The organism is Paenibacillus sp. E222 (genome assembly GCF_013401555.1).
Classification (GTDB): domain Bacteria; phylum Bacillota; class Bacilli; order Paenibacillales; family Paenibacillaceae; genus Paenibacillus.
Genome location: NZ_CP058552.1, coordinates 4,281,933 through 4,304,300 on the forward strand (window position 1 = coordinate 4,281,933; position 22,368 = coordinate 4,304,300).

General features: G+C 43.6%; 23 protein-coding genes. 12 read left to right on the forward strand and 11 right to left on the reverse strand.

Annotated elements, in window-relative coordinates; genetic code table 11:
• Positions 1 to 195: 195 nt before the first annotated feature.
• A complete protein-coding gene (locus tag HW560_RS19410; RefSeq protein ID WP_091001908.1) occupies positions 196 to 1,434 on the forward strand; it encodes a saccharopine dehydrogenase family protein in 1,239 nt (412 codons plus the stop codon).
• Between the two features lies 1 nt (position 1,435).
• Complete coding sequence (gene nspC / locus HW560_RS19415; RefSeq protein ID WP_090899689.1) at positions 1,436 to 2,563, forward strand: carboxynorspermidine decarboxylase; 1,128 nt, start codon at positions 1,436 to 1,438, stop codon at positions 2,561 to 2,563.
• A gap of 89 nt (positions 2,564 to 2,652) precedes the next feature.
• Here the strand turns inward: nspC and HW560_RS19420 are convergent, their stop codons facing one another.
• Entirely contained in the window at positions 2,653 to 3,432 is a 780-nt protein-coding gene (locus HW560_RS19420; RefSeq protein ID WP_090899686.1) for an SDR family NAD(P)-dependent oxidoreductase, read from the reverse strand.
• A gap of 108 nt (positions 3,433 to 3,540) precedes the next feature.
• Here HW560_RS19420 and HW560_RS19425 point away from each other — a divergent pair, with 108 nt between their 5' ends.
• On the forward strand, positions 3,541 to 3,897 hold the full coding sequence (locus HW560_RS19425) for a MerR family transcriptional regulator (RefSeq protein WP_090899683.1): 357 nt from the start codon (positions 3,541 to 3,543) through the stop codon (positions 3,895 to 3,897).
• Between the two features lie 123 nt (positions 3,898 to 4,020).
• Positions 4,021 to 4,893: a YitT family protein gene (locus tag HW560_RS19430; RefSeq protein ID WP_063562775.1), complete on the forward strand. Its 873-nt coding sequence runs from the start codon at positions 4,021 to 4,023 to the stop codon at positions 4,891 to 4,893.
• A 141-nt stretch (positions 4,894 to 5,034) separates the two neighbouring features.
• Here the strand turns inward: HW560_RS19430 and HW560_RS19435 are convergent, their stop codons facing one another.
• Together HW560_RS19435 and HW560_RS19440 are read right to left on the reverse strand one after the other, a co-directional pair.
• Positions 5,035 to 5,853 (reverse strand): MerR family transcriptional regulator, encoded by an 819-nt coding sequence (locus HW560_RS19435; RefSeq protein ID WP_179264297.1) that lies wholly within the window; start codon positions 5,851 to 5,853, stop codon positions 5,035 to 5,037.
• 22 nt (positions 5,854 to 5,875) lie between these two features.
• The gene (locus HW560_RS19440) at positions 5,876 to 6,415 is read right to left on the reverse strand and encodes a GNAT family N-acetyltransferase (RefSeq protein ID WP_179264299.1); all 540 of its coding nucleotides are present in this window, start codon (positions 6,413 to 6,415) and stop codon (positions 5,876 to 5,878) included.
• Between the two features lie 261 nt (positions 6,416 to 6,676).
• Here HW560_RS19440 and HW560_RS19445 point away from each other — a divergent pair, with 261 nt between their 5' ends.
• Positions 6,677 to 7,579, forward strand: coding sequence for a cation diffusion facilitator family transporter (locus HW560_RS19445; RefSeq protein ID WP_110001235.1), 903 nt, complete (start codon positions 6,677 to 6,679; stop codon positions 7,577 to 7,579).
• Between the two features lie 95 nt (positions 7,580 to 7,674).
• On the opposite strand, the gene HW560_RS19450 is transcribed toward HW560_RS19445, so the two are convergent.
• On the reverse strand, positions 7,675 to 8,538 hold the full coding sequence (locus tag HW560_RS19450; RefSeq protein ID WP_179264302.1) for a helix-turn-helix domain-containing protein: 864 nt from the start codon (positions 8,536 to 8,538) through the stop codon (positions 7,675 to 7,677).
• Between the two features lie 233 nt (positions 8,539 to 8,771).
• Between HW560_RS19450 and HW560_RS19455 the strand changes: the two genes are divergently transcribed.
• The 4 genes from HW560_RS19455 (at position 8,772) to HW560_RS19470 (ending at position 12,607) form a co-directional block, all read left to right on the forward strand.
• Positions 8,772 to 9,992, forward strand: coding sequence for an MFS transporter (locus tag HW560_RS19455; RefSeq protein WP_179264304.1), 1,221 nt, complete (start codon positions 8,772 to 8,774; stop codon positions 9,990 to 9,992).
• 428 nt (positions 9,993 to 10,420) lie between these two features.
• The gene (locus HW560_RS19460) at positions 10,421 to 11,629 is read left to right on the forward strand and encodes an MFS transporter (protein ID WP_179264306.1); all 1,209 of its coding nucleotides are present in this window, start codon (positions 10,421 to 10,423) and stop codon (positions 11,627 to 11,629) included.
• A gap of 35 nt (positions 11,630 to 11,664) precedes the next feature.
• Positions 11,665 to 12,024, forward strand: coding sequence for a GIY-YIG nuclease family protein (locus HW560_RS19465; protein ID WP_090899662.1), 360 nt, complete (start codon positions 11,665 to 11,667; stop codon positions 12,022 to 12,024).
• Positions 12,025 to 12,127: 103 nt separating this feature from the next.
• Positions 12,128 to 12,607, forward strand: a complete 480-nt coding sequence (locus HW560_RS19470; protein WP_076289188.1) for a DUF6530 family protein — start codon at positions 12,128 to 12,130, stop codon at positions 12,605 to 12,607.
• A gap of 94 nt (positions 12,608 to 12,701) precedes the next feature.
• Here the strand turns inward: HW560_RS19470 and HW560_RS19475 are convergent, their stop codons facing one another.
• On the reverse strand, positions 12,702 to 13,115 hold the full coding sequence (locus HW560_RS19475; RefSeq protein ID WP_076289189.1) for a MerR family transcriptional regulator: 414 nt from the start codon (positions 13,113 to 13,115) through the stop codon (positions 12,702 to 12,704).
• Positions 13,116 to 13,297: 182 nt separating this feature from the next.
• Between HW560_RS19475 and HW560_RS19480 the strand changes: the two genes are divergently transcribed.
• On the forward strand, positions 13,298 to 14,338 hold the full coding sequence (locus HW560_RS19480) for an NAD(P)-dependent alcohol dehydrogenase (RefSeq protein WP_090899660.1): 1,041 nt from the start codon (positions 13,298 to 13,300) through the stop codon (positions 14,336 to 14,338).
• A 151-nt stretch (positions 14,339 to 14,489) separates the two neighbouring features.
• Here HW560_RS19480 and HW560_RS19485 read toward each other — a convergent pair whose 3' ends face one another.
• Positions 14,490 to 14,912, reverse strand: coding sequence for a hypothetical protein (locus HW560_RS19485; RefSeq protein WP_179264308.1), 423 nt, complete (start codon positions 14,910 to 14,912; stop codon positions 14,490 to 14,492).
• Between the two features lie 172 nt (positions 14,913 to 15,084).
• Here HW560_RS19485 and HW560_RS19490 point away from each other — a divergent pair, with 172 nt between their 5' ends.
• Positions 15,085 to 15,858: a class I SAM-dependent DNA methyltransferase gene (locus HW560_RS19490; protein ID WP_179264310.1), complete on the forward strand. Its 774-nt coding sequence runs from the start codon at positions 15,085 to 15,087 to the stop codon at positions 15,856 to 15,858.
• 349 nt (positions 15,859 to 16,207) lie between these two features.
• Here the strand turns inward: HW560_RS19490 and HW560_RS33970 are convergent, their stop codons facing one another.
• From HW560_RS33970 to HW560_RS19515, 5 genes are all read right to left on the reverse strand, one after another.
• The gene (locus HW560_RS33970) at positions 16,208 to 16,603 is read right to left on the reverse strand and encodes a cupin domain-containing protein (RefSeq protein ID WP_179264312.1); all 396 of its coding nucleotides are present in this window, start codon (positions 16,601 to 16,603) and stop codon (positions 16,208 to 16,210) included.
• Between the two features lie 21 nt (positions 16,604 to 16,624).
• The gene (locus tag HW560_RS33975; protein ID WP_179264314.1) at positions 16,625 to 16,942 is read right to left on the reverse strand and encodes a carboxymuconolactone decarboxylase family protein; all 318 of its coding nucleotides are present in this window, start codon (positions 16,940 to 16,942) and stop codon (positions 16,625 to 16,627) included.
• Positions 16,943 to 17,298: 356 nt separating this feature from the next.
• Complete coding sequence (locus tag HW560_RS19505) at positions 17,299 to 18,129, reverse strand: carbohydrate ABC transporter permease (RefSeq protein WP_076289194.1); 831 nt, start codon at positions 18,127 to 18,129, stop codon at positions 17,299 to 17,301.
• A gap of 1 nt (position 18,130) precedes the next feature.
• The gene (locus HW560_RS19510) at positions 18,131 to 19,003 is read right to left on the reverse strand and encodes a carbohydrate ABC transporter permease (protein WP_111619590.1); all 873 of its coding nucleotides are present in this window, start codon (positions 19,001 to 19,003) and stop codon (positions 18,131 to 18,133) included.
• A gap of 68 nt (positions 19,004 to 19,071) precedes the next feature.
• On the reverse strand, positions 19,072 to 20,379 hold the full coding sequence (locus tag HW560_RS19515) for an ABC transporter substrate-binding protein (protein ID WP_179265854.1): 1,308 nt from the start codon (positions 20,377 to 20,379) through the stop codon (positions 19,072 to 19,074).
• 212 nt (positions 20,380 to 20,591) lie between these two features.
• Between HW560_RS19515 and HW560_RS19520 the strand changes: the two genes are divergently transcribed.
• Entirely contained in the window at positions 20,592 to 22,355 is a 1,764-nt protein-coding gene (locus tag HW560_RS19520) for a cache domain-containing sensor histidine kinase (RefSeq protein ID WP_110001245.1), read from the forward strand.
• The last annotated feature ends 13 nt before the right edge of the window (positions 22,356 to 22,368 follow it).

Sequence of the window (22,368 nt, forward strand, 5' to 3'; positions counted from 1 at the left end):
TCTTGAACTTTTTTAGTTATGGGAACTTTGCGTCTTTTTAATGATGTATATCGACAAGCAAGTGTGATGATGCGCGTTTGGGGCATTTTTCACCTTGCTTTTTTTGTTGGTTCAGAACGGGCGAAAAGTTGAAAAATGAGAAAAATAATGAAGTTAAAATTTAAAAAAATTCATATTGGGTTAGGAGAATGGAAAATGGGAAAAGCACTAATCATCGGCGCCGGCGGCGTAGCTTCAGTAGCAGTTCATAAATGCGTTCAAAACAGCGAAGTATTTGAGGAAATCTGTATCGCAAGTCGTACGAAATCCAAATGTGACGATCTTAAAGCCAAGCTGGACGGCGGTAAAACAAAAATTACGACAGCTCAAGTGGATGCCGACAACGTTGACGAACTGATCGCCCTCATCAACGAAGTTAAACCGGATATTGTCATGAACCTGGCCTTGCCTTACCAAGACCTGACAATCATGGATGCTTGCCTTGCAACGAAAACGAACTACATGGATACAGCGAACTATGAGCCGGAAGATACGGCAAAATTTGAATACAAATGGCAATGGGATTACAAAGAGCGTTTTGAAAAAGCAGGAATTACAGCTCTGCTCGGCAGCGGATTTGACCCAGGTGTTACGGGTGTATTCTCTGCTTATGCCCTGAAGCATTACTTTGACGAGATCGAATATATTGACATTCTGGACTGCAACGGTGGGGATCACGGCTACCCGTTCGCAACAAACTTCAACCCTGAAATCAACATCCGCGAAGTTTCGGCTAACGGAAGATATTGGGAAAAAGGCGAATGGATCGAAACAAAACCAATGGAAATTAAACGTGTCTATGACTTCAAAGAAGTTGGCGAGAAAGACATGTATCTGCTTTATCATGAAGAGCTGGAGTCCCTGGCTAAAAACATGCCTGGTCTGAAACGTATCCGTTTCTTCATGACATTTGGTCAAAGCTACCTTACGCACTTGAAAGCACTTGAAAATGTGGGCATGACTTCGATCGAACCTATCGAATACGAAGGCAAACAAATTATTCCTTTGCAATTCCTGAAGGCGGTATTGCCAGATCCGGCGTCCCTTGGACCACGTACTGTGGGTAAAACGAACATCGGCTGCATTTTCAAAGGTAAAAAAGACGGCAAAGACAAAACGTACTACGTGTACAACATTTGCGATCACCAAGAATGCTACAAAGAAGTTGGTTCCCAAGCCATCTCTTACACAACAGGTGTTCCAGCGATGATTGGTGCAGCAATGGTGATGACGGGCAAATGGAACAAACCAGGCGTATACAACGTGGAAGAGTTCAATCCAGATCCATTCATGGAAGAGTTGAACAAATGGGGTCTCCCATGGGTTGAAGACTTCAACCCGGTACTCGTTGACGAACTGCCAGAAGAAGTCAAAGAATCGGAGCTCGTTCGTTAAGATGCGGTTTGAGCAATTACCGACACCATGTTTTGTTGTTGACGAAGGACTTATCGAAAGAAATCTCAAAATCCTGAACGGTGTTATGCAGCGTACAGGAGCCAAAATCGTGCTGGCTCAGAAAGCATTTTCCATGACCACGATGTATCCGCTCATTGGAGAATATCTGAGCGGTGCAACGGCAAGCGGGCTGTATGAAGCCCGCCTGGGCCATGAGGAGATGGGCAAAGAGAACCACGTCTTTGCCCCGGCCTATCGCGAAGATGAGATTGATGAAATCCTTTCGATTACCGATCATATTATCTTCAATTCATTCTCCCAACTGGAGAAGTTCAAGGGCAAAGCGCTTCAGGCTGGTCGAAAAGTAGGCCTGCGTATTAACCCTGAATGCTCGACTCAGGAGGGGCATGAGATTTACGATCCATGTTCTCCTGGTTCAAGGTTCGGCGCAAAGCATGAAGATTTCCGTGCGGAGCTGCTGGAAGGAGTCTCCGGACTGCATTTCCATACCTTGTGCCAGCAAAATTCAGACGATCTGGAAACGACGCTGAATGCGGTAGAAGAGAAGTTTGGACAATGGCTGCCACAAATGGAATGGATCAACTTCGGCGGTGGACACCATATCACACGCGAGGATTACGACATTCCAAGACTGGAAGCCTGCATCAAACGCATGCAGGAAAAATATGGTCTGGAGGTATATCTGGAGCCGGGCGAAGCAGTTGCGCTGAACGCGGGCTTCCTGGTGACTTCCGTTCTCGATTTCCACAAGAACGGTATGGACATTGCTATTCTGGATACCTCGGCCACATGCCACATGCCGGACGTGCTGGAAATGCCGTATCGCCCACCGCTTATCGGTTCGGGAGAAGCAGGAGAAAAACCTCACCTGTATCGTCTGGGTGGACAAACTTGTCTGTCGGGTGATGTGATCGGCGATTATTCGTTTGATCAACCGCTCAAAACGGGTGACAGATTGGTATTTGAAGACATGGCGATCTACTCCATGGTCAAAACCAATACATTTAACGGCATGCCGTTACCAGCCATCGCAGTAAAAAGAAAAGATGGTGATTGCGAAGTGGTTCGCGAGTTCGGCTATCAGGATTTCAAAATGAGATTGGCTTAATACTTTTTACAGATATAGCAAAAGCAAAAGGGAACCTGACCACAGGTTCCCTTTTGACGTTTACCATAGGATGGGTAAACGGTTGGTATTTATGATTCATCGTTGGGTTTCGAGGCTGCTCTCGCGGCATACGGAAAAATCGGTTCTTTCAATTCGAACTCATAGGTTAATCCATTTACAATACCGACGACGCTTTCGCTGTCATATAACTCAAGCAAAAATCCAGCCATTTGTTCTGCTGTATGGAATTGGGGAACACGGCCCTCATATTCGAACTGGTCCAGATCAAAAGCACGTTCCGCAAATTCCGTTTCCGTTGCCGCAGGCGCAAGTACTTTGGCTTGCATTGCTGCACGCTTTCCTTTTAATTCCTGTGCGAGCCCTTCCGTAAAGGCACTTACATAGAACTTTGTTGCACAGTAGGTTACTGCATCCGCCACGATCGTATATCCACCTCCAGAGGAGATGTTAATAATCTGTGTGCCCTCAACCTCTGCATAATCACGTACATAGAGGGAAGAAAGAATGGTTAATGCTTCTATATTCAGATGAAGCATCTGTTCGATTTTAGGTAGATGCTGTTCACCAACCGAAGCAAAATTTCCGAACCCTGCGTTGTTAATCCATGTCTCGATTGAGTACTGATGGAGACTTTCATAAAATGCATGGACATTGGCAGCGATGGACAGATCCACCGTGCGAATGACGATGTCCAAATCAGAATCAATTTCAGTTACTTTCGATTTTAACTTCTCCAGTTCGTCGGTTCTGCGTGCAGCCAGGATCAAATGTTTGCCGCGAGCCGCAAAAGCCAAAGCTGCTTCATAGCCAATGCCCGAACTGGCACCGGTAATCACTGTATACTTCATGGATATTCCTCCTGGATTCGGTTCATTATTTATTGTGATATGACTACGAGTTGATTATACTGATTAGAGCTTACTCTAAGTCAAGCGGAATATAGAAGGAGGATCACTATGCATACAATCGGTGAAGTGGCTGAACTACTCGGTATCAGTACCCACACATTGCGTTATTATGAGAAGGAGCAGATTATCATACCGCTCCGTGATGCTAGTGGAGATAGACGATACAACGAATCACATCTGAATTGGTTGCAATTTGTAATCAAACTAAAAGAGACTCAAATGCCCATCGCTATCATCAAAAAGTACGCATCCTTATATCAGGAAGGTGAGCATACGGCTGCAGAGCGTTTGAAGTTGCTGGAAGAGCACAAAGAGGCGATTCAACAGCAGATGCACACACTTCACGCAGCAGATCAGATGCTGGAGAATAAAATTACGGCATATCGAGTATCAATCGGGAAATAATGTAATCTGATCGAGGAAACGAGCAGAGCGAATTCAGTGGTTGCCTATGTGACGATATATTGCCAAAATAGTGAATTTTGTTATAGACTATTTTTTATGTTTGTTCATCAAGGGGGAAAAGGAATGAATCAAAGGAACGTGCAAAAGTCTAACAAACTGAAAATTATCTCCAAAGTGTTATTGATTATGATCGGGGCTTTTATTACCTCGTATGGTCTGGAAGCTGTATTAATTCCAAATAATGTATCAGACGGTGGTGTGACAGGTCTTAGTATCGTGGGTTCACAACTGTTTGGTTTACCGTTAGGGATGCTGATTGGTATCATCAACATTCCATTTGTATGGTTAGGCTACAAACAAATAGGTAAGAGCTTTGCTATTTACTCCATTATCGGTATTGCCTCGCTAGCTGTGGGTACAAGCCTTATGCACCATGTACCAACGATTATTCAAGGGGATACACTGTTAATTACCGTTGTAGGCGGGATTATTATCGGTTTTGGTATGGGTTTGGCGCTGCGTAATGGTGGGGCATTGGATGGAATCGATATGTTGGCTGTCCTGCTTTCACGAAAATTACCTTTTGGAACCAGTGATCTAATCTTATTCTTGAACATGTTTGTCTTTATTGTCGTATCAACTGTATTTGGTCTGCAAGGGGCGATCCTGTCCGCACTTGCTTATTACATCGCTTCCAAAGTGATACATATTGTTGAGGAAGGTTTGAGCGGCTCCAAAACCTTTAAAATTATTACCAATCAACCGGAGATCATGGTCGAAACCATTCGTGACCGATTAGGTCGTGGAGCAACGTATACCGATGCTTACGGCGGGTATACCAATGAACAATTCAAAGAGATTACCTGCGTAATCAACCGTATGGAGGAAAGCAAAATCAAGGATATCATTCACGAAATTGATCCCAATGCTTTTATTGTAGTATATGACGTAGCCGAAGTGAAGGGCGGCAATTTCAAAAAGAAAGATATTCACTAATCACTACAATGAGCAGGAGTTAATGTCGGGGAGTACAGATGTAACATACATAAAAGTCGCTAATATAGCGGCTTTTTTTGTTTTAAGTGTAGAAGCTATGGCATCAAGTCGTCTCCAATAACTTTTACCCTTTGAAGTTCATCATGCTTTGGCAATCCGCAGCTGTATTTCGGTCAGAAATTGCTCGGTAATGATCGTATCACGATTATCAATTTCATAAATTTCAAAAGGATCACCCATTGCACGGAATCCATTGTCATTCGCATAAGCAACGACCTCAAGCATTTTTTCATAACTTTGACGGTAGTTACCCCGATAAAAGAGGGACAGATACTCACCAGCTGGCAGCATGTAATCATAATTGATCGTTCTGGCTTCGTCAGGATTAAAAATAAAGAAGACGGAGTTAAAGACATCCCTTACGCCATGCTTTAATTCCTCAAGGGACACGGATGCACCATATAATTGGTTGCCGAAGTCCGGAATGTGACTTTTATGCTTTTGATGCAGTTTCTTAATGGCGTAATCCATCTCCTCATCCCTCGTTATACGTGTATTGAGCTGAAGACACGGCCGGTCAGGATACGTTTTGATGGAGAAAACTCCTGTCTGAATTTTGCTGGCATCAGTTAACACCTTTATTCTGCCCTGAATCATACGCTGCGTGGTTTCGAGTTTGGCTATTTGTTTCTTAATTAGTTCCTGTTCAGTGAACAACAATTGAAGCGTATTTTCGACACTTTGCTCATCCAAATACGCCTTGATCTGTTGCATCGTAAAATCCAACTGGCGCAGGTCCCGGATGATATTCAGCTTATACATATCCTGAAGGCTATACAGACGATACCCGTTTCCGTCTCGCCGAGGCTCCAGCAGCCCTAATTTCTCGTAATAACGCAGTGCATCAACACCTATTCCGTAAAGCTTCGAGATTTCATTGATTTTATAATCATTTTTCATCGGTTTTCTTCCTCATTTATACTCAGCTAATATATGCGTGTGCGTATGCCGAAGGCGCGCCATACACTTCCTTATACAGTAATTCTCTCACCATTTCAAATTGTGTCGGGGTCAACTTTGTCGGATAACTCATGATCTGTAAAGGTAAGGTTTGCTGCCTGACAGCCCGAAGGGGCGGCTGAACATAAGAATGATCCCCCAGGCAGAATCCCAGGCGCTCATAAAATCCGATTCTTCTCCGCTTTAGCTCATCTTCTGGTAATTCAACTTCCAATATAACCGGCTTGGCTGACTGGTTCATGAAACGCTCCATTAACCACTTGCCAATGCCGCCTCCACGAATGTTCGGGGAAACAGCCAAATGCTCAACATATCTGAACGACTCGAACTCCCAGCCTGCGAGAAAACCAATCACGTCATTCTGCTCATTTTCCTCTGTAAGAAGGCGATAGCATGAATGGGACAACAGTTTCTTCTGTTCTGAATATTCCCGGTATTCGGCTTCGGGAAATGATTGCTTCATAATTTCAAACACGTGGTCAAACTGTTTTTGCAACAGCATCTTTATCCACTCCTGATTCGTAAAGCCATATTTGATATACAACACGATAAACCCTGGTACGATACCAGAGTCAAGCTATATGGCGGAGTCACAATATCTAAAAGTTTACTTATCGCAACTTTTTTTGGCCGAGGTCAAACTCTTTCGTTGTACAGACATTGTTTTACTTGGTTCAAAACGTTTCTCTAGACCCACACAACATCGTGATGATACCATCGTACAAGTGCTAGAAAACAGTTGGAATCAGGGGGATTACGTTTCGTGGAGCAAATAAAGTACGACAACTTAAAATTGGGTGAAAAGGGAGCAATCATCAGTATTATTGCTTATATTGGTTTGACTGCAATTAAAATGATGATCGGTTATATGTCTAATTCAGAAGCTTTAAAAGCCGATGGGTTAAACAATGCTACCGATATTATTGCTTCGATCGCGGTTCTTATCGGTCTGAGACTTGCTCAACGACCTGCTGATCAAGATCATACATACGGACATTGGAAAGCTGAGACTGTTGCCTCACTGGTTGCGTCTTTCATAATGATGGTAGTTGGGTTACAAGTGCTTTACGGAGCGATTACATCCGTATTCGAGGGGAAAAGCGAATCTCCGGACCTCATCGCAGCCTGGACAGGCATTTTCTGTGCCGCTGTGATGTATCTGGTTTACAGATATAACAAAAGACTTGCTTTGAAGATCAAGAGCCAGGCGGTTATGGCAGCTGCAAAAGACAATATCTCGGATGCCTGGGTTAGTATAGGGATAGTTGTAGGGATTATTGGTTCCCAATTCGGCCTGCCATGGCTCGACCCATTAACAGCAGTAGCGGTGGGCATCCTAATATGTAAAACCGCCTGGGACATTTTTCGGGAAGCTACACACCATCTTACAGATGGATTTGACGAAGAGCTAATCAAGGAATACAGGAGTACAATTGCCAATGTGGACGGGGTAGAGGCAGTTAAGGATTTAAGAGCACGGAATTATGGTAATAATGCCGTTGTCGATGTGGTCATTCTGGTACGATCGGATTTGGATCTGCAGAAAGCTCATGATATTTCAACAAATGTAGAAGACGAGCTGTTAAAAGAGCATGAGGTGTACACTGTTCATGTTCACGTTGAACCAGACTCTGACGAAGCCTCTAACGAAGTACTTATATTATAAAATAGGAGCGGCACATATGAGAACGTTCCAGTAAATATGAATGTAGTCTCTTCTTGACGTAAGACAGAACAGGTAGCCCTTCGGCTACCTGTTTTTTAGTTGGAAGGGTCACCAAACATGTCCTTTTGATTTCTTTTGCGGAAACTTCTCGGAGATTCACCGACCGTTTTGGTAAATAGAATCGTAAAGTAGTTTGGGTTCTCGTAACCCACCAACTTGGAGATTTCCCATACTTTTTTCTTGGTCGAAACCAACAATCGGGTCGCTTCTCCCATTCTTCGCTGAATGAGGTAATGATAGGGGGAGATGCCGTAGCAATTTTTATACATATGAATCAAGTAGTAGAAATCGATATGGAATTGGTCAGCCAAGTCCTTGAGCTTAATATGTTGACGGTAGTTTGTATCCAAATAATCTTTGATGCTTTCAGCGAGGGTGTTGCTGCGAACGATCTCATTGGCTGCGCGCTGGTGCTGAGACATGCGATCGATAATCAGCAGAACGGCATTCAGCAGATGATGAGAGATAGAGTTGTATCCTTCTTCCCGGATTGAAAATTCATTGAACATGGTCTGCATTAACGACCGAATCTCTTCCGAATAACGATTGGCACGAACAACAGGATCACTACCAGGAGGAACAACCCAATCGTTGTTGGCACGGGCACCCTCTTTGAAACGAAAGCCGCAATAAAAGGTGGATAAAGGGAATTCCGGGTCCGATCGTTCCTCGTGAAGCGTTCCTTTGTTATATACAAGAACATCTCCCTTTTGAGCGGAGTGCTTTGTACCATCAATCGTGAACGAGCCCTGACCCTCATTCACATAAATAATCTCATGCAAATCGTCATGCTTATGGGTCGGAAAACTCCAATGGGGATTGTCTGCCAACTTCCCTACATAAATAATAAGGCAATCTTGATCTTCATGCAGTCGATCGGACTCATGGTGTGTATTCATTAATGTCTTCCCTTCAGGATTCTGTGGTGAAATGACAACATACATAATGTTTTGGATGAAGATCACAACAACCTTGATTGTCGCGTAGCATGTCTGACAGTACAATTTCACTATTCAATAATATGTACTATATATCGGATGGAAGGGATGTGAAAGCAAAATTTGTTAAGAATGGAATCCGTTTAAGAAAATGAAACGCTTGCAACATTAGAGAGAATTGTGAGGGCTTATTCTTGACTAGAAAAAGAGAAAATTTACTTATTTTAACACTTACACTGGTTAGCTTTGTATTGGGAACAACCGAATACGTAATTGTAGGCGTATTAAAGGAAATCGAAACCTATCTGAAAGTATCGCTGGCTGCCGCAGGCGCGCTCGTATCCGGCTTTGCGATTGCCTATGCGATCGGGACACCGTTTGCCGTTGCGTTCTTGGCCAAAATCCCCCGAAGAAACTCCATTTTAATCGGGTTTGCAGTCGTGCTGGTCTTGAACGTACTTACCATTTTCTCAACGACATTCTATTCCTTGATGGTTATTCGGATCATTTCAGCCGTAGCATGTGGACTTACGATATCCCTTTCGATCTCAATTGCAAGCGATGCAGTCAACCGGGAACGAAGAGGGGAAGCGATCGCCTGGATACTGGGCGGCTTTTCCATTGCCAATGTGCTTGGCGTTCCGCTTGGCACCTTCATCGGACAGCATCTGAACTGGTCCATGACGTTTGTTGTTACGGCATGCATCGGGGCCGTGCCATTCCTATTCATGTTTCGGATACTTCCAAGGCAAACAACGACCATTGCCGGTTCATTCAGTGATCAGATGGCGCTATTTATGAAGCCGCGCATATTGCTGGCCTGCTTGATTCCGGTTCTTGGAAACAGTTGTATTTTTGTAATCTTTACGTATATTACTCCGCTGCTGGGGCAGTCCATGGGTATACCTGCACGCTGGATTAGCGCTGTACTCCTCATTTACGGTGCCTGCAGCATACTAAGCAATTGGATCGGTGCCAAAATAGCCAAAGGCGATTTCTTGCCCAAGCTCAAGTGGCTTTTCGTCATTCAGGCAGTCATCTTTCTTGGACTCAGCTTCACCGTGTCTCACCAGTGGCTGGGCTTGGCGTTCCTGTTCCTGATCGGTTGCCTGTCATCATCCATGAGCGCGGCGTCCCAGCTCTATCTGTTCGACGTCTCTGGAGCAATCGCGCCGAATTCCAGACCGTTCGCATCCACGCTGCTGCCCGTGGCGGCAAACGTGGGGATAGCCCTCGGCTCCGGAGTTGGCGGGCTTGCTGTCAATTTAGGTGGTGTGAAGTGGGTGCCACCAGTAGCTGTGATACTAGCTCTGATGGCTTTTGTGATCACAGCGATCTGCCAGCGATCCATTCAATTGAAGCCAGAGGGAGCCACCGCTCCTAAAGTAGACTACTCGATTCCAAGTACCAATTAGTAACCCCTGAAGTCTGCTTCTTTGGTCAAGAAGTGTGACTTTTCATTTAGTAACCTAATTGTAACGACATAATCATACATGTTCGAGCACGGAAAGCCGCTAATGTAGCGGCTTTTTTTGTTTTTCAGATACATTTCTTTAACAAAAATTACAGTGTAAATAAGCTAAACAGCGTCTTTCTTCCATGGATCACTTTTTTGTTCAAAAACAGAAGTGAAAAGGAAGCATTCGAAAAAAACGGTTGACGAAGGAAGATATCCTGTATAGAATGAAGCCGTGATTTAGTAAATTAGTAATTTAGTAAATTACTAAATAAAAAGTTGGAGAATAGGAGGAATAAAAATGAAAGAAGCAGTTGCTTTATGATGAAATGAATAGTGAACGGATGCGTACGTTAGCAAAAATCTTAAAGGATATGGGGTATTAACATGTTTGCCAATCCATATGTTCGAACAATTATCCTTTCCCGGGTACTCTTGCAGCTCGGAATTTGGATCCGGAATTATGCCGTTCTTCTTTATGTTTCCGAATTGACGCATAATAACCCGGTTGATATATCACTGATTTCGGTAGCGGAATTTTCACCGATCTTTATATTTGGGTTGATTGGTGGTACTTTTGCCGATCGATGGCGACCGAAAAAAACAATGGTATGGAGCGATTTATTATCAGGTTTGTCCGTTGGTATTGTACTGCTAGCGGTCATGAATGGTGGATGGATTGCACTTCTAATTGGATCTTTCGTTTCTGCCAGCTTGTCACAGTTTTCTCAGCCTTCGGCGATGAAACTGTACAAACGCCATGTACCAGCCGAACAATTACAGGGCGTCATGGCCATGTCCCAAACGCTTGTTGCTGTCTTTATGGTTTTGGGGCCAGTCATCGGCACGTTTATTTTCATTAAGTTTGGCATTAGCGTATCCCTCATCCTGACAGCGGTCATGTTTCTGGGCTCTTCGCTTGTATTATTATCGCTTCCCCGAGATGTAGAGGAGGAGAAATCAGGGAATAGTGGCGGCTTCGTTAAAGAGCTCACGGATGGCCTGCGTTATATCGGGGCGAATAAATCCTTGAGAACACTTGGATTAACTTTCTCGGCAGTTGGTTTGGCATCAGGACTGACTCAGCCGCTTCAGCTCTTTCTTGTCATTGAAAATTTGGGCCAGGATAAAGAGTTCTTGCAATGGCTGGTGATGGCGAATGGGGCAGCCATGTTGGTCGGAGGTGCTGTGATCATGGCGATCGCTAAAAAAGTCAAGCCACAGGTATTGCTTTTAGTCGGCTTACTTGTTAATGCAATCTGTACGGTTGGAATGGGTGCATCAACACAAATTTGGTTAACCATTATTCTGCTCGTAATCAGCGGTTTGTTCTTCCCGTGTATCCAAGGTGGAATTCAGACGCTTCTTGTGCGGAATACGGAAGGGGCATTTATTGGCCGGGTATCCGGAGCGATCATGCCGATTTTTATGGGAATGATGGTAATTGGCATGCTTACCTCCGGATATCTCAAGGATATGTTTTCCTTGCTTAGTGTATTTATAGCGAGTGGTTTTTTTGTGATAATCGGTGCGTTATTATTGCTACCTATTGTCATTGAAAGAAGAAATAAAGCCGAGGAAACTCCATCATCATGACGGAAAGGGAAATGAAACGATAAGGAGAGAGACACATGGATATGAATAAGCGCAGGGAGCTGCTGGAGGAGTACAAACAGATCAAGACATATATGGGCGTAGCCCAAATTAAAAACAAAATTAACGGTAAGATCTATATCGACAGCTATCCCAACTTGAAAAACAAATGGTTTACTCTGCAGATGCAGCTGGATCAAGGACGATTTGCGAATGCCGAGTTACAAAAAGAATGGAGAGAATTTGGAGAAGAGGCATTCACTTATGAGGTTCTGGAACAGAAGGACATCGATAAGGTGATGGATATGCGTTGGGAACAAAAACAAATCCTGAAGCCGTGGCTTCAGAAGTTACAGCCTTACGGAGACAAGGGCTATAATAGACCTCCAAAGAATTAAATCATCTAAGAGGAAACTGATTTGACTAACGCTTAAAATCAAGATAAGATGAAACCGTGGTTTAGTAAATTAGTAAAAAGGTAAACGGAATGAGGGAATGAAATTGAAAATACCTACAACGTTAAAACATAAACCTGTTGTCGTATCGGATAATTATGAAAAGGTTGACGGCCGGATGGCCGGGAACACCGACGCCAAAGGTCTTTCCCTGGGATTGGCCCAGTGGAACGATAGAGGAAAGGTTGATATTTCAGCCAAGGTATGGAGATACACCGGAGAAAAGTGGTCCAGACAATCCGAGGAACTACCTCTCCATCGCGTGCTGGATTTGTCCATTCTGATCTGTCGGTCTTTGGAACATTTTCGCGAGGCTTATAGATATGAAAATTTATATGACCCAGAGCAGCCTGTCATCGATCGTGTTGGACTGCAAGGGGACGCAATGTCCGTGGAAATCTGTACGGACAATGAGAGAATAAATGAAGATATTAAGCTGTTCAGCCAAGCTCTGAGTGATGACGATGAAATGATCGGCGAGCGTTTGCGTACATTATCCAAGATATTAAAGGATATGGGTTATTAAAAAGGAAACGTCATCCTCAAGTGGATGGAGTAAAAAGAGCCTAGACGTCTACAGATGTCTAGGCTTTTTGTTATGAGTCGAATACAACGCGTAATTAGTTAGCAATGAAATTACCCATTCGATTGCTTTTATGAATCTCTTCCGTTCCAGCATCGAGAGCAGTCCTGTAATAAGCACGTTTATGTTCAATGACTTCCATAGTTTTTCTAAGTTCTTCCATCTGCGCTTCTACACTCGCCTTGCGTTCTGTAAACATGTCATATCGCTCCTGCAAAGTAGAATCCCCCTCGGAACACCATGCAATAAAATCTTTGATATCCTTAATCGGCATCCCGGTAGATTTCAGACATTGAATGATCTTTAAAAAATCGATGTCCGATTCTTTGAAGTTTCGAGCTCCGCCAGGGGTACGTTCTACAAAAGGCATGAGTCCTTCCTTGTCGTAGTAACGCAAGGTATATACGGTTAGATTCAATTCTTTAGCAACTTCGCTAATTGAATATGTCATTTATTTTCCCCTTTTCTTACTAGTATAGACTTCGAGCTAACTCTAGGATTATCTTTTGGGATTTTACCACGCAGTTTGCAGGATGTCAAAGTTTCTAAAAAGGGTTGACTTAGAGTTAACTAGAGGGATTAAGATCGTTTTGCAAGAGAAAAGGAAGAATGACAATCTTAGGAGGTTTTATGATGATAACTGCTAAAGCACGAGCTGTTGATGGTCCGGACCAATCGTTCCGGGCAGCTGAGATTAAACGACGCGATCTTGATTTGCACGATGTCCTGATCGAGATTAAATATGCCGGCATCTGCCACTCTGACATCCATACTGCTCACGGCGAATGGGGTCCCGTAAACTATCCGCTCGTACCTGGCCATGAAATCGCAGGAATTGTTACCGATGTAGGAGCCGAGGTTTCAAAGTATAAAGTTGGTGACCGAGTAGGGGTTGGATGCATGGTTGACTCCTGTGGCGAATGTGAGAACTGCCGCCAAGGAGAAGAGCAGTACTGTCTCAAAGGAAATGTTCCCACCTACGCGGGTGTTGATAAATACGGCGAACCTACTCAAGGTGGGTACTCCACTCACATCGTCGTAACCGAGGAGTTCATCGTTCGTATTCCGGACAACATTGAGCTGGATGTCGCTGCACCACTCCTATGTGCAGGTATTACAACATACTCGCCGTTAAATCATTGGGGAGCTGGACCAGGTAAAAAAATAGCGATTGTAGGTATGGGTGGTCTAGGTCACATGGCTGTTAAAATTGCACATGCCATGGGCGCAGAAGTAACTGTCCTGTCACAATCATTGAAGAAAAAAGAGGATGGTTTGCAATTCGGTGCAGATCATTATTATGCCACAAGCGAACCAGAAACGTTTGCCAAACTCGCCGGGTCGTTTGATCTGATTATTAACACGGTCAGTGCAAATATCGACATCAATGCTTACTTCTCACTGCTCACTCTGGATGGCACACTGGTTAATGTAGGTGCTCCTGGGGAGCCGTTGGCAGTAAACGTAATGTCCCTCATCGGTCACCGTCGTTCATTTGCAGGTTCAATGATCGGTGGCATCCGTGAGACTCAGGAAATGCTTGATTTCTGTGCAGAACATAATATTGTTCCTATGATCGAAGTCATTTCAGCTGACCAAATTGACGAGGCATACCAACGTGTATTAGCTTCAGATGTGAAGTACAGATTCGTAATCGACACGAGCACAATTTAAGTTGTTTTTAAGTAGTCTGTAAAGACCTTTACCATGTGATCTATCTATAATTAGAAAATAGAAAATCCAATCGCTAATAACATGCGATTGGATTTTTCTTCTTTATGACGAAGGAGACGGTAAGAAACCATTTGAAAAATGAGCTGTTGTATTAATCTGAAACGACTAATCCATCAAAGTTCTCAGGGCCTACACGGATCGTACCCAGCAAGTTGGAGCTTACGAATGCAGTGTATGTCAATTGAGGGGTAATTGGCGGATTGAAATCGTCAGCAGAGAACGTAATGATTTGAGGAGCCAAAATACTCAAATCAAATGTGGAAGTTGCTGAGTAAATTACAGGATCAGTTGACAAGGTACCTCTTACAATAGTAATCGTAATTCCGACAAGAGCTAATGGTAATTGTACAGAAATGGTTCCTTTAAATTGAACTCTAGGGTTAGTACCTGCACCTGCGGTTTGAAGACCAATTTGACCAAACAATTGTGGCGTGTTGATTACCAGGATCGGAATAGCAATTGAGTTGGCCAAACTTGCATTTTGCGATGTTCTCGCATCAAGAAACGTTGTCATTGAATCTACCTCCTAGTCAGTGGGATAGGATAGTATATTCGAAGGTTACTAGTATGCTTGGACTTCTGAATATAATCAAAAAAAAGGCATCTTATTCAACTAACGGGCAGAATCGGTTGAAGTGTGGTAATGTAATGAACATATAATGTGACTTAGTTGAGGAGGATTGGAAATGAAAGATTCGGTTCTAAAGTTCTATGATGAGATTGCAGAAGACTATCATCTTATTTTTGCGGATTGGGATCAATCCATTGCACAGCAAGCGCGGATTCTCGACCAAGTCATCCAATCCAAGTTCACTTTTTCTGCTACAAATACCGTTTCACTTTTGGATTGCTCCTGTGGTATAGGAACACAAGCAATTGGACTGGCGAAATACGAGTATAACGTGAGTGCGACTGACGTAAGTCCTGATTCGGTAAAAAGAGCTGAGAAAGAAGCCGCAGCCCGCGGGGTTAACATAAACTTTGGCGTAGCCGATTTTCGCTCGTTGGATACAGATGTATGGGGAGCTTTTGATATCGTTCTATCCGCAGACAATGCTATTCCTCATCTACTTACAGACGGAGATTTACATAAGGCATTTCAAAATATATATGCAAAGCTTAATCGGAATGGTTTGTTCATAGCTACCATAAGAGATTACGATGCATTGGTAAAAGAGAAGCCATCAACCACGCAGCCGCGTGTTCTAGATGAGGGGAAGAGGATTGTTTTTCAGGTATGGGATTGGGCCGCAGACGGGAAAACGTATACAACTAACCAGTTTATTGTGCAAGAAATGAACGGTGAATGGAAAACAAAACATAATAGCACGCCATACAGAGCATTGTTGCGAGAAGAGATGAACAACGTATTAAGTTCGACTGGTTTTACGGATGTAGAGTGGCATTTCCTTGCGGACACGGGCTATTACCAGCCTATGGTGACAGCTCGGAAATTGTAAGATTCATATGTAAAAAGGAACGAAGCAGCCTCGAAAAGAAGCTTGCATTCGTTCCTTTTTTGAGTAAATTAATACCATTAACCGACTTGAACCGTTGGGCGAATGATCATTTCGTTAATTGCTACATCCGATGGTTGCTCAATTGCAAATGCGATTGCACGTGCGATGTTATCTTCATCAATAGCGGATTTGTAGAACTCATCTAAGCCTGCTTTGGACTAAGGATCACTTGTCGTTTCCAGTAACTCGCTGCTGACAGCGCCTGGAGAAATATTGGTGTAAGAATTACAACTTTACCCGCAATATTAGACATATTCAGCTTCATTCCTTTCTTTTAAATCTCTCTGCCTCAGAGCGCATTGTACCACTCATCATTCACAGGTTCTAACCATTCCGTCTGTCCAGGTGTCATAGCCAGATGCACAAACCAGCTATCGGCTGTTGCCCCATGCCAGTGCTTCACGTTAGGAGGAATATTTACAATATCTCCGGTTTTAAGCAATCGTGCGGGTTTACCTTCTTCTTGGTACCAGCCTTCACCACCTGTAATGAGTAATACTTGACCTACAACGTGTGAATGCCAATTATTGCGTGCTCCCGGCGCGAAAGTGACATTTCCAATGCTAGTGTTAAGTGGAGTTTCATCTGTAAAGACCATCTCCAGATATGCGTCTCCAATAAAATTGGCTTCTACTTTTTTTCCCAGCGGGAAGATAGTGCTGTTACTCAAATGTTCGTTTGTCATAATGGTTACCTGCTTTCTATTTTATTTATAAATGTCTTTTGCAATATTGAACGCAGACCATGCCTTAGGCCAGCCCACATAGAAGGAAAGGTGAGTAATCATTTCAGCCACTTCATGACGAGCTATTCCATTTTCCTTTGCTTTATGAAGGTGGGGGGTTAATTGTTCAAAATTTCCGCCGGCAATAAGTGCAGAGAGGGTAATCATACTGCGATCACGACTGGATAATTGTTCTACTCTTGACCATACCTCGCCAAACAGAATATCGTCATTCAACTCTGCAAATTTGGGGGCGAATTCACCCAATATATCTCGTCCAGCAGTTTGTTTTTTTTCCATAGCTACGTGATCCTCCATTCGCTATTCGTTTGAGAATTCTTTAGAATTTCCTTCTACTCGATAAGTCATCCGCAATCCGTTATGTTCCATTTGTTCGACTCTTATCCATTCAAAATGAACGGAGGTGCGAGATAAGCATCGGGCACTATTAATTTACATTCATACAATAATGAACATATATCTATTATTATATAAGAGAGAAGCGTATAATCAATTGTTGGATTCATTGAATTTTTTCATTAATAAACAGAGAGGTATGTGTTGTAAATAAACGTTAAGAGAGCATGAACAAAAAACGCTTTGGGAGTTGAATCCCCAAAAGCGCCCTAAGTTTATTTCTATTTAAATACCAATGGTCATCCTTTGACTGCTCCCGCAGTAAGTCCGCTAACGATATATTTCTGTCCAAACAAGTAGAGGATAAACACAGGAAGTGAAGTCAGTACAAGATTCGCAAAAATCAAATTCCAATCTCGGCTGTATTTGCCGTAAAAATTATAGATCGAAAGCGGCATCGTCCACGTTGAGCTATTCGTAAGGAAGTACACCGGAATCGTAATATCATTCCATACCGACATAAACACCATGATGGCTACCGTTGCGTTAACGGGCAGAATAAGCGGTGTAACGATACGGAAAAACACGCCGAATACGCTGGCACCTTCCAGAAATGCAACCTCGTCCAGTGCTTTCGGAATGGTTTTGATAAATCCACTGTACAAAAATACGCTAAAAGCGGTATTAAGCGCCGCGTAGATCAGGATGACACTTGATATGCTGCCGTAAAACCCCAATCCCTGCACAACCCGAATCGTCGTAATGATCGACATTGGTGCAATCAATCCCATGAAGAAATACATATAGATTGTGTTTGAAAGTTTGGTGTCCCGGCGTGCCAGAATGAAGGACGCTGCTGAAGAAGCGACAATGTTGATGATGGACGATATTCCCGTAATCCAGATGCTGTTCAGGAATGCTCTGGACAGACCGCCTTCTTCAAATACCCGGACATAGTTTGAGAACTGCCATTTATCCGGCAAACTTAAGGAGAAGCTGAGCACTTCAGCACTTGTTTTGAATGAACCCAGAATTAGAATTACCAGCGGCAACAGAATGAGCAGAGAGGCCAGCAGCAGAAATCCTTCAACAACATAGTTGCGAATAGCGAGTTTGCGAGTATATCCCATGTTATTCCGTAACCTCCTTACGCCGCATGAAGATCAATAGCGGTATAGCAATAATCGTAACGACCACAAACAGAAGTGTGTTAACTGCGGTGCCCAGACCCCAGTTTCCTTCACCGAAAGAACGGAGAATGATGGTACCCACAACTTGTGAAGCGTTGCCTGGGCCACCGCCGGTCATGACATACACTTCCGAGAATACTTTAAGCCCGCCAATCAGTGTCAACATCAGATTAATATTGATGGCTGGCAGCAGCAGAGGCAGCGTAATTTTGAAAAAACTTTTCCAGGAGCTTGCTCCGTCAATCTTAGCGGCTTCATAATATTCTTGAGAAATAGATTGCAAACCAGCCAGATAGATGGCCATTTGGAATCCGGCGCTTTGCCAGATGGATACGATCGCAATCGTCCAGATGACAAGGGAAGGATTGGTCAACCAAGCCTGGCTTAATGAATGTAATCCGACTGCTTCCAATACTCGATTGATCGTACCTTCTGTACGCAGCATTGGTGTGAACAGGATGCTGATGACCAGAATGCTCAGTATGGAAGGGGAGTAGAAAATCGCGCGCAGCAGGTTCTTCGTTTTTAATCTCATGTTTAGCGCCACGGCAAGCAGCAAACCAATAATGTTTTTGCCAGCAACCGTAACAACGGCAAAAATGGCTGTATTTTTAAGCGCCAAAATAAGCGTTTTGTCCGAGAAAATTTTCTCAAAATTATCCCATCCAATAAACTTCAGATCAATCCGATCCAGCCGCCAATCCGTAAAAGAGTAATAGAAAGCAGCAATCGCTGGAACGACAAAAAAGATGGAGTAGATAAGCAGTGCCGGAAATACCATGTAATACGAATATAAATTTTTAGCCCTTTTCATGTCTCACACTCCGTTATGGCTAGGCAGCACATCATTCAGGAATGACATACTGCCCTGTATTTCAATTCTTAGAAACCGGAAACGCCTTTATCCTGCATCAGTTGACTGAACTTCTCATCCCAGGATTTTAATACTTCCTCCGGTGTCAAACCGCCAGCGAATTGATCCTGTAACAGCCTATACAGCTCACTGCGATCAACCAGCATGTAAGCATCGGTGGTTAATACGGTTTTCTTAGGGAGAATGTAATTGTCAACGATATCCTGTTTGTAAGCAGGCAACTCCGGTGTAGTAACATCGCTAAAATTAGATACATATCCTTTGGCATCAACGATCTGTTGTGCAATTTCCTTGGAGGCGATAAAGTCCAGGAACTGTTTGGCTTCGTCCAAATGCTTAGCCTTTTTCGGAATGAACAGCTGTCCTCCAAGAGGACTTGCACCCAGTTTGGCATCATCGGAAGACGGAATCGGGAATACGCCGAGTTCCATGCTTGGATCCTGCTCTGCTACGCCTTCGATTAACCAATCTCCCATAAACATCATGGCGACTTCCTTGTTCAGGAATTTGCCAACGGCCATGTCATAGCTGTCGCTAAGCACATCCGTATTGGTATATCCTTTGGTGTACACTTCATATTGCTGCTCCAAAAACGTTTTAAACTCAGGAATATCGGACCATTTTTTCTTGTTGCTGTTGAGCTCATCGAAAAAAGAAGGATCGTTTTTGGCTACAAAATCGGCAAATGCTGCTGCAGGCCAGATGTTCGCAGCCCAAGCATCTTTATAGGGCATGAATACCGGAGTAATGCCGCCAGCTTTAATTTTTTCACAAATAGCCAAAAATTGTTCGTAACTTGTAGGGATGGACAGACCCAGGTCAGCAAAAATCTGTTTGTTGTAAACAACACCTTGCATGCCCGTGTCCTGGCTGACATGGAAGCTGTAGATATGGCCGGCAGCGGAGAGCACATCTTTGTTTACAATTCTGCTGGCCCAGGACTCGTTATCCAGAATTTCAAAATTTCGCTCAAGATTCAGATCCGTAATCGCACTGGCCAAATTGTATTGAATGATGTCGGGTGTTTCATCGACAGCCAGCTTGGTTTGCAGCACGGTCGTTGTTTGCTCAGCCGGAATGAGCTGCAGATTGACAGAAATATTTGTCTGCTTTTCAAACTCATCGAGAATATCCTGCTGGATAAAGGCAGAATCCTGTGAACTCTTCGAAATCGCTAATTCCAGTGTGACCTTGCTGTTCTTATTGCCATTGCTTGCGGACGTGACGGAATCAGTGCCACCTGATCCGCAAGCGGTCAGTGAAATGGACAACAAGCTTGCCAGTACCATGGATGCTGCTTTTTTTCTTTTATGCATTTTCAACGCAAATCCCCCTCTGAAACATGTAATGAATCCGTTTACAAGTCCAATTATAAAATCCACTTCTTCTCCGGTACATGTCTGTGCTTGAATATTTATGTGTAAAATCCTGAACTTGAAATCGCTATCATTTCATTCAAACCCATGCTACATTAAGACATGATCCAGACGAGTTGTACGGCATGACAAGACAGGAGGCTTCGCGAAGCATGGCTAAACTTATACATAGAGCCACACAATTCAGCTTGCAGACAAAAGTATTTTTGACATTTCTGGCCCTTCTTTTATTCGTGCTGGGCTGTTTTATCGTTTACGTGAACCTGGTCGTTATCCGCCCGCTTACACAAAAAACGGAGGAGGATACACTGATCACGGCCACCAAGGTACGAGAACAGGTTGACCTGTACGTAGAGCAGCAAAACCAGATGTCCCAGCGCATATTGTCCAATAAGGACATCTTCACAACGATGGACAAGAGCTCTTCAGCCCCAAGCAATTATGAACGACTGAACCAGATTCGGAAACTAAAAGATATCATGTTTCAAGCCATTGGCCCCAGCATGAACATCAAGGACATGTCCATTTATGATAAACAAGGTGTGCTGCTCACATCGTATCTGGGTTCAGGGCATCCTCCAACGATCCTGAGTACCCTGACGGAAAAAAGCAGGAGTGGACGAGAGTGGACCGGGAACGGTTTTATCCTGCTTCGAGAGGCAGACACGATCTCATTTCTCCGTACGGTCAACGATCAGAATGGCAAGCTATATGGATATCTTAGTATTCAAATGGATCAAGCTTACATTCAAAACCTTACGGAAGGAATTACAGCAGGAGATGTATTCATTTTGAACAAGCAAGGTGAGCAAATGACTGGCTCGGAAGCGAGAAAGAACGCTTTGACATGGAAAGAGCCATTATCCGATGAAGGACTGGCAGTTGATGAACAAAATAATTACGTTACGCATTCTACATCTCACCAGACGGGTTGGATTACTTTTATAATAACGCCGAAAGATTCGGTTTTAGGCTCGATCCGTTCCGTTCAAAGCATGTCCATTTTGCTGATTACTGCCTTAATGCTTATTTCTTTCGTGTACATTTTCTTCTCTACACGCAACCTGTTGCTTCCTATTCGCAAGCTTCGCAGCCAGATTTGGCGCATTAACTACAGCAATATGAAACTGAAAGTCGATGATCGGCCTAAAAATAACGACCTGCTGCTGTTGAATGAAGCTTTTCAGGACTTGATGGAGCGTTTACAGCAGTCCATTGACCGTGAGAAGAAGGCATTACATGAAGAAGTCACTGCACGGAATTCCGCATTACAAGCTCAGATTGCTCCCCATTTTCTTCATAACGTCCTTTATTTGATCAGTATTGCTGCTCAAGAGGGAAGAACCCGGGTCGTGTCTGATATGTGCAAACATCTGTCAGACAGTTTACGTTATATTGTTTCATCCCCTTATGCACATGTGACGATGACGGAGGAGCTTGAGCATACGAGACATTATTTGTCGTTGGTACAGCAAAAGTATGAAGAGGATTTGGAATGGAGCATCCATGCTGATGATCTGACGAGTGAAATCCGGCTGCCGCGGCTGGTTATTCAGCCTTTCGTTGAAAATTGCATTGAGCATGCTTTCTTCAATACTACGCCTCCCTGGCGTATCCAAATTACCGTAAAGCAGTATAACGGATTATGGGCTCTGGAGATTAAAGACAACGGAGAAGGCTTCCCGCCAAATAAAATAGAAGAGATTTTGTCCAATATTCAGAAGTCCGGCTCCGGAATGAATCAATCCTCCGATCGTCAGACAGCTCTTGGCAACATGGGGATCGTTAATAGCGTCAATCGGCTTAAACTGATGTATAGCAATCGACTTTTATTTAATATGTACAACAGTCATTCTGACGAGGAAAAAGGAGCAACCATTCAAATCATCGGATCGATGACGAGCGATTTTTACTGAGCACAGGAGGGAT

Excerpts from the sequence above, each read along its gene's own strand:
- HW560_RS19515 (WP_179265854.1), bottom strand. The coding sequence starts at position 20,379 with ATGCATAAAAGAAAAAAAGCAGCATCCATGGTACTGGCAAGCTTGTTG.
- HW560_RS33970 (WP_179264312.1), bottom strand. The coding sequence starts at position 16,603 with ATGACAAACGAACATTTGAGTAACAGCACTATCTTCCCGCTGGGAAAA.
- HW560_RS19485 (WP_179264308.1), bottom strand. The coding sequence starts at position 14,912 with ATGACAACGTTTCTTGATGCGAGAACATCGCAAAATGCAAGTTTGGCC.
- HW560_RS19520 (WP_110001245.1), top strand. The coding sequence starts at position 20,592 with ATGGCTAAACTTATACATAGAGCCACACAATTCAGCTTGCAGACAAAA.
- HW560_RS19450 (WP_179264302.1), bottom strand. The coding sequence starts at position 8,538 with ATGAATACACACCATGAGTCCGATCGACTGCATGAAGATCAAGATTGC.
- HW560_RS19430 (WP_063562775.1), top strand. The coding sequence starts at position 4,021 with ATGAATCAAAGGAACGTGCAAAAGTCTAACAAACTGAAAATTATCTCC.
- HW560_RS19460 (WP_179264306.1), top strand. The coding sequence starts at position 10,421 with ATGTTTGCCAATCCATATGTTCGAACAATTATCCTTTCCCGGGTACTC.
- HW560_RS19410 (WP_091001908.1), top strand. The coding sequence starts at position 196 with ATGGGAAAAGCACTAATCATCGGCGCCGGCGGCGTAGCTTCAGTAGCA.
- HW560_RS19510 (WP_111619590.1), bottom strand. The coding sequence starts at position 19,003 with ATGAAAAGGGCTAAAAATTTATATTCGTATTACATGGTATTTCCGGCA.
- HW560_RS19435 (WP_179264297.1), bottom strand. The coding sequence starts at position 5,853 with ATGAAAAATGATTATAAAATCAATGAAATCTCGAAGCTTTACGGAATA.
- HW560_RS19480 (WP_090899660.1), top strand. The coding sequence starts at position 13,298 with ATGATAACTGCTAAAGCACGAGCTGTTGATGGTCCGGACCAATCGTTC.
- HW560_RS33975 (WP_179264314.1), bottom strand. The coding sequence starts at position 16,942 with ATGGAAAAAAAACAAACTGCTGGACGAGATATATTGGGTGAATTCGCC.
- HW560_RS19490 (WP_179264310.1), top strand. The coding sequence starts at position 15,085 with ATGAAAGATTCGGTTCTAAAGTTCTATGATGAGATTGCAGAAGACTAT.
- nspC (WP_090899689.1), top strand. The coding sequence starts at position 1,436 with ATGCGGTTTGAGCAATTACCGACACCATGTTTTGTTGTTGACGAAGGA.
- HW560_RS19425 (WP_090899683.1), top strand. The coding sequence starts at position 3,541 with ATGCATACAATCGGTGAAGTGGCTGAACTACTCGGTATCAGTACCCAC.
- HW560_RS19465 (WP_090899662.1), top strand. The coding sequence starts at position 11,665 with ATGGATATGAATAAGCGCAGGGAGCTGCTGGAGGAGTACAAACAGATC.
- HW560_RS19440 (WP_179264299.1), bottom strand. The coding sequence starts at position 6,415 with ATGCTGTTGCAAAAACAGTTTGACCACGTGTTTGAAATTATGAAGCAA.
- HW560_RS19420 (WP_090899686.1), bottom strand. The coding sequence starts at position 3,432 with ATGAAGTATACAGTGATTACCGGTGCCAGTTCGGGCATTGGCTATGAA.
- HW560_RS19475 (WP_076289189.1), bottom strand. The coding sequence starts at position 13,115 with ATGACATATTCAATTAGCGAAGTTGCTAAAGAATTGAATCTAACCGTA.
- HW560_RS19505 (WP_076289194.1), bottom strand. The coding sequence starts at position 18,129 with ATGGGATATACTCGCAAACTCGCTATTCGCAACTATGTTGTTGAAGGA.